Source organism: Microcystis sp. LE18-22.4A, from assembly GCF_027531105.1.
GTDB lineage: Bacteria > Cyanobacteriota > Cyanobacteriia > Cyanobacteriales > Microcystaceae > Microcystis > Microcystis aeruginosa.
Genome location: NZ_JAPZRB010000005.1, coordinates 1 through 7,989, shown reverse-complemented (window position 1 = coordinate 7,989; position 7,989 = coordinate 1). Strand labels below are relative to the sequence as shown.

Genomic DNA, 7,989 nt, shown 5'->3' with positions numbered 1-7,989 from the left:
TGGATAAGACTTTTAGACTTGTTTTCCCTCAAAAAGTGCCGACCTTTGGAGTGATTGGGGGGAAAATCCCTGGACTTTTTCCCTGAAAATTAGGTAATTGACCACCTGAAAATCGGTAAAACCCCACACCCCACACCCCACACCCCACACCCTGCCCCTAGGAAAAGCTTTTTCAGCAAACCCTAATTAAGGAAATATCACTGCTACTTAAACAGTTTTTTCTTAAGTTTAGCGAGGGAACTCTGTATCCATAATTTTTTAAGTCGCAGGGGTTCTAAACCTTCTATATCAGCCGGATAATGTTTTTTAATATCAAAGAAATCATTAATTTCTCTTAAAATTGTTTCAAAACGTGGTAGTAATTTTTCGGGATTATAATCATCGAGAAAATTAGCCGGTAAAGAATTAACGGGAAAATTACGGACATAATTAAGAATACGTTCCAGATCGTATTGACTGGAATAAGCCCCGATTTTTTGACAATTGAAACCGGGATCGAGATAATCGGCTAGGGCGCTATTAACACTAGAAAATACCGTACAACCACAGGCTAAAGCTTCCAGGGGCGGTAAGCCAAAACCCTCCGTTAAACCGTTTACAGCCCAATATTCAGCCGAATCGTAGAGATAAACCCGACTGCGATTAAATAATCCCACTAAATCCTCCACATAGCTATCTAAAACCTTAACGCGGCAGTGGGGACGGAGGGCGGGAACTAGACGATTGAGAAGATACTTTGAGGATTTGCGCCCCTGTACTAGGACATCGATATCTCTTTCTAAGCCTAAATTGAGAAATTCTGAGCCAATTTGATTAGGAAGATAGTAAATTAAAGCATTAGGAGCCTTTTCTCCCCAATACCCCATAGTATTACGGCTAACGGTGATAATTGGTATTTGGGAGGGTAAACAGAAGCCGTAACCTGTACTATGGGCATGATAAATGATATTATGCGATCGCAATTTTTGCACCAGTTTAGGAAGATCAAAACCCCAGCTAACCACAAAAATACTGTCATCCGAGCTTATTTTCGCGAGTATATCCTCTAAAAAAGGATAATTTAACTCTTTTTGACGATAAGTCACAATCTGGGCGGTACAAATTTGACTAGCCAAATTGACGGTTTTCATTTCTGCCCACAGTCCACCCCCACCAAAAGGAGAAGTAGTACCGGGCAAAAGAAAATAGAGGTTTCTCATCAGGATAATAGAAGTTTTGGTTAAGCGGTAGTCTGGAGACTTGGCTATTCTATACTTAATTATTAAGGTGTGAGGTATCTAAAGGCAATAGTCGATCGAGCATAGATATTATTAAATTATGTTTGCCACTGATAAATACTTAGAATTATTAAAGCAATACCCTCCTCGTCCTATTCACAATGAGGAAGACTTAGAAATGATGCAGGAGGTTATTAATCGCCTGTTAGACACACCCCAATTAACGGCAGAAGAAAGGGAATATCTAAATGTTTTAGGGGCTTTAATTTATGAGTATGAGGAAAATCAAGAGCCAATACCTGATATTTATGGAATTGAATTGTTGAAATTCATATTAGAGGAAAGAAACCTACAAAAGCAAGATTTGCTATCTATTTTTGAAAGCAAGTCAACCCTGGATGATATTCTTGATGGGCAACAAGATCTAACTCCTATCTATATTCAAAAATTAGCCAATTTTTTAAATATATCTCCTGATTTATTTCTTCCTAGTTAGTCATAAAAAATGCGCTAGACAGTTAAGCTTATTTCCTGTCTTAACGCATAGGTTAACGGACTAAATCAAAGCCCGATAACGCCCCAAAGCCAGTAGAGGAAAATACTGCTGATAGAAATGATATTTCAGGTAAAAATGACAGGGAAAACCTGTACCGGTGAAGTAATCTTCATCCCATGTACCATTTTCTTTTTGGGTAACAAGAAGATAGTTAACGCCCTTTTCAATCACTTCTCGCTGATAATTGCCGGTGACTTTCCCGACGGCTAATAAACCGATTAATGCCCAAGCAGTTTGGGAAGCGGTACTATTTCCCTGTCCTTTAAATTTAGGGTTATTGTAACTAAAACAGGTTTCACCCCAACCACCATCAACATTTTGACAACTGCTTAACCAATTGGCTCCTTTTTGCAATTGCTGGCGATATTTATTCGGTTCCAGAAAAGCCAAAGCAGATAATGCCCCACTGGTTCCATAAATATAATTTACACCCCAACGACCAAACCAACTACCATCAGCTTCCTGTTCTTTTTCCAGATAATCCAAAGCTTTTTTAACTCGATTTTCCTCCATTTTAACATCACAAGTACCTAACATTTCTAGAACTCTGGCAGTAACATCAGCCGTATTAGGATCGATCATTGCTTTTAGATCGGCATAGGGCAAAGAATTAAGCCAGTTTTGATCGTTATCGATGTCAAAAGCTCCCCAACCACCAGCTTTACACTGCATAGTAGCCATCCAATTAACTGCCCGTTTCATCACAGCTTTTTTAATATTTTCATCGGGCATTTTAATTAACTCTAAAGCCATCACCACCACTGCCGAATCGTCTAAATCGGGATACCAGCGATTGTCAAATTCAAAAGCCCAACCCCCGGGGGTTCCGATTTTATTTTTAATCGCCCAATCGCCATAATCAAGAATTTGTTGATCGATTAACCATTGTCCCGCTTTAATTATAGCTGGATGAGCGGGATTTAGCCCAGATTCAATTAGCGATCGAATTACCCAAGCCGTATCCCAAACCGGCGAAACACAGGGCTGTACACAATAGGTATTATCTGTCTCAATGGCAAAATTATCCACCGCTTTTAAACCGCGGGCAACAATCGGATCGTAAACATCATAACCTAGGGCTTTTAAAGCTAACAGAGAATTTAACATCGCCGGGATAATTCCCCCCCAATCGCCTGTGTCTTCCTGTCGTTCAATTACCCATTTTTCCGCCGCTTTCAGACTTTCTTGACGGAAGGGAACTAAATCAGTTTTTTCTGCCCATTTAAACAGCCCATCTAACCAGAGAAAAACATCTGCCCAATCGTTATTTTTTGGTAACTCATACTTGACATTATTCACCCCTTCTGTATAGAGTTCATCGAGATTAAAACCGATTTTATACACGGGTTTTTTGTCAAAAACAATTAATAAAGGAACCGTACTTCCCCGCGCCCAACTGGACATTTCATAGATAGTAAAAGGGAAATTTTCCGGCAGTAGCATAATCCAAGCGGGGATAGAGGGAACCCCCTGCCAATCGTAACAACCAATCAAAGCGAGGTGCATTTTGGTGAAAATGCGGGTTTTGCTGATGCCACCTTTAGCTAAGATAAATTCTCTAGCTTTTTCTAAAGCAGGATCATTAGCGGGAATTCCCAATAGTCGCAGCCCCATGTAGGCTTCCACAGTGGTGCTAAGATCGCCACCATCACCATAAAATAACTCCCAAGCGCCGTTAGGACACTGTTGCTGACGCAGATGGGTGGCGGCTTTGTCTAGGGGGCGTTTTTTGTCAGTTTTCCAGATTTTGTGCAGTAAAATTGCTTCTGAGGTGATGGTGACATTAGATTCTAATTCTGCCCACCAGTAACCCTCAGAGTATTGGGTAGAAAGTAAATAATTTTGAGAAAGTTCGATCGCTTTCGCTGTTTTAGCGGCTATTTCGGTGATTTTGTCCTGAATCTGCATTTTTTTCCGTTCGACAACCTCTAGGGACCACGAGTGCAAATAATTCATAATTCCCTGAAGACAAAAGGGGTACGAAACTCGCACCCCACCAGATTGATCTTCATTTAACTTACTTTTTCTTTTTGCCTTTAGCGGGCGGATTATCCTTCGCTGCCGGTTCCGGGGCTTTTTCCTCCACTTGCGGGGCGGCTGCTACGGGTTCCAGGGCTTTTTGTCCCATTTGGGCGGCTACTTCGGCGGCGAAATCCGTTTCTTCTTTCTCGATCCCCTCACCTAGTACAAAGCGTTGGAAACGACGCACCTGAATATTTTCTCCCAAAGCGGCGATCGCTTGTTTGAGCAATTCGTCAATACTGATGTTCTGATCGCGGATAAAGGGTTGATCGAGCAGAGAAAGTTCTTTCAAACGTTTTTCAATGCGGCCGGCCACGATTTTTTCTTTGATATTATCGGGTTTATTGGCTAAATCGTCCCGTCCCATCTCAATTTCTTTTTCTTTGGCGGCGATTTCGGCGGGAATATCGGCCACTTTTACATATTCGACGTTAGGACAAGCGGCAATCTGCATCGCCACGTCATTAACCAATTTTTTGAACTCCTCGCGACGGGCAACAAAATCGGTTTCACAGTTCACTTCCACTAAAACACCGATGCGGCTGCCGGTGTGGATGTAACTGCCGATCATCCCTTCTGCCGCTACCCGACTAGCTTTTTTCTCGGCGGAAGTAATCCCTTTTTGACGCAACCATTCGATCGCTTTGGTTATATCCCCCGCGTTTTCCGTCAGCGCCCTCTTGCAATCCATCATGCCGGCGCCGGTCTTTTCCCTAAGTTCTTTAACCTGTTGTGCTGTAATTTCCGCCATAAAATTCCTAACCTACTGCTTATAATTGATCATGCCACGAGAGGGGCAGGTTTGACCGCTCGATAGGTCCGGAAAGTTTCCCCCCGAACCTAGCGGCGATCAATAGCTAATTTTCCCTAGTTATCGTCGTCTCCACTGGCAAATTCGGCGGCGTATTGGGAATAATCACCTTCTTCCTCGTACTCGGTTTCATTATCGTAGTCTTCCTCGTATTCTTCCACCGCTGCTTGACCACCGCGACGACCTTCGATGATCGCATCGCTAATTTTGCCTAAAATCAGTTTGACTGAGCGAATTGCGTCATCGTTGGCGGGAATCGGCACATCTACCAAGTCAGGATCGCAGTTAGTATCCAAGAGGGAGATGATGGGAATGCCCAATTTTTGACATTCTTGGATAGCGTTGTATTCCCGACGCTGATCCACTACGATGACTAAATCCGGCAGCCGGCGCATGGTTTTAATGCCACCGAGGTATTTTTCTAGTTTGCCTAATTCCCGACGCAGTACCGATGCTTCTTTTTTCGGTCGTTTATCGAGGGCGCCACTATTTTCTAATTCTTCTAATTCTTTGAGTCTTTCTACCCGGCCGCGAATGGTTTCCCAGTTGGTTAACATTCCCCCTAACCAGCGTTGGTTAACGAAGTGGCTACCGCTGCGTAAAGCTTCCTGTTTAATGATTGCTGCCGCTTGCCGCTTCGTACCGATGAATAAAAAGCGTTTACCGCGATCGGCTTCTCCTCGGACAAATTCGTAAGCTTCTTCGATTAATTGGGCAGTTTGCACCAAATCAATGATATGAACCCCATTCCGGGCAGTGTAGATGTACTGAGACATTTTCGGGTTCCAACGGCGCGTTTGATGGCCAAAGTGAACCCCAGACTCTAGCAATTCTGCAAGAGAGACAACGGGCATATTTTTCTCCTTTTCGGGTTTATCCTCCATCTAGGGCTGGATTTCTAGATTCCTAGAAACACCCGATCGCCTAGATGTGCGATTTTTGACAACTTTTCTAGTCTAACACGAAAGGGCGCAATTGCATACCCGTAAATATTGGGTACTGAGGGCTTCCTACTGCAATTCCTCAAGTTTTTTCAAAACCGCTTCTGCATGGGCTTTTACCTTGACATTTGACCAAATATAGGCAATATTTCCCCGGGGGTCGATCAGGAAAGTGGAGCGTCTAATCCCCATATATTCCTTGCCCATAAATTTTTTTAATCCCCAGACTTGATAAATTTCCGCCAGTTGATGCTCGGGATCGCTCAATAATTGAATAGTTAAATTGTATTTTTCAATAAAACGACAGTGGGACTTTTCTGAATCGGGACTAACTCCCAGAATTACCGCATTTAATTGCTGAAATTGCGGCGACAAAGCGGTAAAATCGATCGCTTCTGCGCTGCAGCCCGGAGTGTTATCTTTGGGATAAAAATATAAGACCAACCATTGACCGGCAAAATCTGCTAATTTACTAATTTCCCCCCTTTGGTTGGGGGTGGCAAATTCGGGGGCTTTTTGTCCAACTTCTAGGGTCATTTTTAGGAGTGTAAAGGCAAGAGTAAGAAAGGAGCGAGGGAGAGGGAAAGCAATAGCCAGACTTGATAGTTAAATCTGGGAAGTTCGGGGTTTTCTGACTCGACTAAAGCATCGATTCTCTCTAATAAACGATTATTTAAGGAATGATCATTGAGAGCGACACAGCAACTATCGGAGAAACTTATTTCCGCTACTTGATTAACTTTTTCTGCCACTAAAAGCAGCGATTCAGCTAATAGTAAATAATCCACTTGTCCAGAAGCGTACTTATCGGCGCGCAATTCCCGCAAGAAGACCAATTCTGACCATAAATTCTCGCTATTGGGCAGCCAAGAAGACATCGATCGCAACCAACCTAACCAGAAAAACCAGAAAGTGTCATGATATTCTTGGTGAGCTTGTTCGTGGGCTAAAACTGCTTGTAAATGTTCTTGATCTAAGAGATTTAATAATCCTTGCGTCACAATTAATTCCGACTTCCAGAAGCCAACTCTGGCGCTGTAGGGAAAATCCACTGCTAAAACTCTCGCCTTCTGAGCGGTGATTTTTTTGAGGGGATAACTGCTAAAATCCCGATGGGTTTGCCAAGTTTGATAGGAGAGTTTTATCAAACAAAATATAGCAAAAACTAGCCAAATTATAGCACTAAAGTAACTAATTAAACTGGAGTTATAACCCAACATTTGCCCGCGATAGCCCATACAAACCACCGATATAACTGTCATTAACAGCAGCAAAGGAGGAAAGAGAAAGAAAAATAGCGTTATCTGCCAACGACGCTGATAGCTGGGCAGAAACCAACGTAAAGCAATGGCGATAGTTAATGCTAGTAATAACATTGAACCGTGCATTAGCTTTCTCTCCGTTGTTGACGCAGGGTATCTAAACGAGATGCGATCGCTTTTAATTGTTCGACACTAGCAGTATCGAGACTATCGGCAAAAGAAGCCACCACATCCGCATTACCAATAGCCAAAAAACGATGTAATTGTTCGTAGGCTTTAATTGCCTGTGCTTGTTCCTTAGAAACCATCGGTTTCCAGTAGAAAATTCGACCCTGTTTATAACAACTTAACCAGCCTTTATTAGTTAAACGACGCAGTACCGTAGTCACAGAAGTATAGGCCAGATCTCGTTCTGGATCCGCTAAAATGCGATCGTGGACATCCTTAACGCTAACGGGTTCCAATTCCCAGACAATATTGAGAATTTCCGCTTCCAGGGGGCCCAGGGATAACTGTTTTGGTTGATAGGTCGGCAATTGAGCCATAGTCACACAGAAATGAAGATTACTTTCCTGATCATAGCGGCGGATATCGATCGCCTGATAAAATAGCAACGATCCTTTATATTGTCTTTATGTCCACCGAAACTAATTTAACCACAACTACGGGCGCTGATGCCATTGATGTGGCGATCGCTAATGGCATTGATTTTGATGGTTCCCCGATTCCCCAGGCAAAATTGGAACTTTATCACCGGGTAATGGGTTTGGAAGCAGGACGACAAAGAAGCGGGGTTTCTAACACGATGAGATCGCGAATTGTCCGCATCGGGGCCAAACATATCCCCCAAGAGGAGTTAAATCAGCTGTTGTTAGCCGCCGATTTTGCCCCTCTCAAGGAGAAAGAAATCGCTTTTTACCTATAATGTCGGCTTTTCATCTCTCGGTTTCACCTCGGAGATGAAAAGTTCCGCCAGCATAGAACAGCGAAGCACGACTAAGAATAACTCTAATCTATAGTTGCCAATTTAATTTTAGTATGCTAGAGTAGTTTGCGTGGTAGGTCGATAACGCAAAATGTTTGTTTTAGAGTACAAGCTTAGAGGAAAACCATCTCAATATCAAGCCATTGATGAGGCTATTCGGACAGTACAGTTTGTTCGGAATAAATGTCTTAGATA

General features: G+C 42.8%; 9 protein-coding genes and 1 pseudogene. 3 read left to right on the top strand and 7 right to left on the bottom strand.

Annotation, left to right across the window (positions count from 1 at the left end; translation table 11 throughout):
- Positions 1-203: 203 nt before the first annotated feature.
- Positions 204-1,199 carry a glycosyltransferase gene (locus O9295_RS00125; RefSeq protein ID WP_288030801.1) on the bottom strand — a complete coding sequence of 332 codons (996 nt, stop codon included), beginning with the start codon at positions 1,197-1,199 and terminating at the stop codon, positions 204-206.
- Positions 1,200-1,317: 118 nt separating this feature from the next.
- Here O9295_RS00125 and O9295_RS00120 point away from each other — a divergent pair, with 118 nt between their 5' ends.
- Positions 1,318-1,713, top strand: a complete 396-nt coding sequence (locus O9295_RS00120; protein WP_288030799.1) for a helix-turn-helix domain-containing protein — start codon at positions 1,318-1,320, stop codon at positions 1,711-1,713.
- A gap of 60 nt (positions 1,714-1,773) precedes the next feature.
- Here the strand turns inward: O9295_RS00120 and shc are convergent, their stop codons facing one another.
- The 6 genes from shc to O9295_RS00090 all read right to left on the bottom strand — a co-directional run bounded on the left by shc (position 1,774) and on the right by O9295_RS00090 (position 7,423).
- Positions 1,774-3,681, bottom strand: coding sequence for a squalene--hopene cyclase (gene shc / locus O9295_RS00115; protein WP_288030803.1), 1,908 nt, complete (start codon positions 3,679-3,681; stop codon positions 1,774-1,776).
- Between the two features lie 109 nt (positions 3,682-3,790).
- The gene (gene tsf, locus O9295_RS00110) at positions 3,791-4,546 is read right to left on the bottom strand and encodes a translation elongation factor Ts (protein WP_288030798.1); all 756 of its coding nucleotides are present in this window, start codon (positions 4,544-4,546) and stop codon (positions 3,791-3,793) included.
- Positions 4,547-4,662: 116 nt separating this feature from the next.
- Positions 4,663-5,460: a 30S ribosomal protein S2 gene (rpsB, locus tag O9295_RS00105; RefSeq protein ID WP_079210095.1), complete on the bottom strand. Its 798-nt coding sequence runs from the start codon at positions 5,458-5,460 to the stop codon at positions 4,663-4,665.
- Positions 5,461-5,616: 156 nt separating this feature from the next.
- Entirely contained in the window at positions 5,617-6,084 is a 468-nt protein-coding gene (gene bcp, locus O9295_RS00100; protein ID WP_288030795.1) for a thioredoxin-dependent thiol peroxidase, read from the bottom strand.
- Positions 6,085-6,086: 2 nt separating this feature from the next.
- Positions 6,087-6,935: a M56 family metallopeptidase gene (locus O9295_RS00095; RefSeq protein ID WP_079209954.1), complete on the bottom strand. Its 849-nt coding sequence runs from the start codon at positions 6,933-6,935 to the stop codon at positions 6,087-6,089.
- The gene (locus O9295_RS00090) at positions 6,935-7,423 is read right to left on the bottom strand and encodes a BlaI/MecI/CopY family transcriptional regulator (RefSeq protein WP_002753379.1); all 489 of its coding nucleotides are present in this window, start codon (positions 7,421-7,423) and stop codon (positions 6,935-6,937) included. The genes O9295_RS00095 and O9295_RS00090 overlap by 1 nt, the downstream gene beginning before the upstream one ends.
- 20 nt (positions 7,424-7,443) lie before the next feature.
- On the opposite strand from O9295_RS00090, the gene O9295_RS00085 reads away from it, so the two are divergent.
- Both O9295_RS00085 and O9295_RS00080 read left to right on the top strand, forming a co-directional pair.
- Positions 7,444-7,734: a small RNA NsiR4-regulated ssr1528 family protein gene (locus O9295_RS00085; RefSeq protein ID WP_002783350.1), complete on the top strand. Its 291-nt coding sequence runs from the start codon at positions 7,444-7,446 to the stop codon at positions 7,732-7,734.
- A gap of 151 nt (positions 7,735-7,885) precedes the next feature.
- Positions 7,886-7,989: pseudogene (locus O9295_RS00080) on the top strand (transposase); the annotation flags it as partial.

What these genes read in the sequence shown, in the direction of transcription:
- O9295_RS00085 (WP_002783350.1), top strand. Translation starts at nt 7,444, where the DNA reads ATGTCCACCGAAACTAATTTAACCACAACTACGGGCGCTGATGCCATT.
- O9295_RS00120 (WP_288030799.1), top strand. Translation starts at nt 1,318, where the DNA reads ATGTTTGCCACTGATAAATACTTAGAATTATTAAAGCAATACCCTCCT.
- O9295_RS00125 (WP_288030801.1), bottom strand. Translation starts at nt 1,199, where the DNA reads ATGAGAAACCTCTATTTTCTTTTGCCCGGTACTACTTCTCCTTTTGGT.
- tsf (WP_288030798.1), bottom strand. Translation starts at nt 4,546, where the DNA reads ATGGCGGAAATTACAGCACAACAGGTTAAAGAACTTAGGGAAAAGACC.
- O9295_RS00095 (WP_079209954.1), bottom strand. Translation starts at nt 6,935, where the DNA reads ATGCACGGTTCAATGTTATTACTAGCATTAACTATCGCCATTGCTTTA.
- shc (WP_288030803.1), bottom strand. Translation starts at nt 3,681, where the DNA reads ATGCAGATTCAGGACAAAATCACCGAAATAGCCGCTAAAACAGCGAAA.
- bcp (WP_288030795.1), bottom strand. Translation starts at nt 6,084, where the DNA reads ATGACCCTAGAAGTTGGACAAAAAGCCCCCGAATTTGCCACCCCCAAC.
- rpsB (WP_079210095.1), bottom strand. Translation starts at nt 5,460, where the DNA reads ATGCCCGTTGTCTCTCTTGCAGAATTGCTAGAGTCTGGGGTTCACTTT.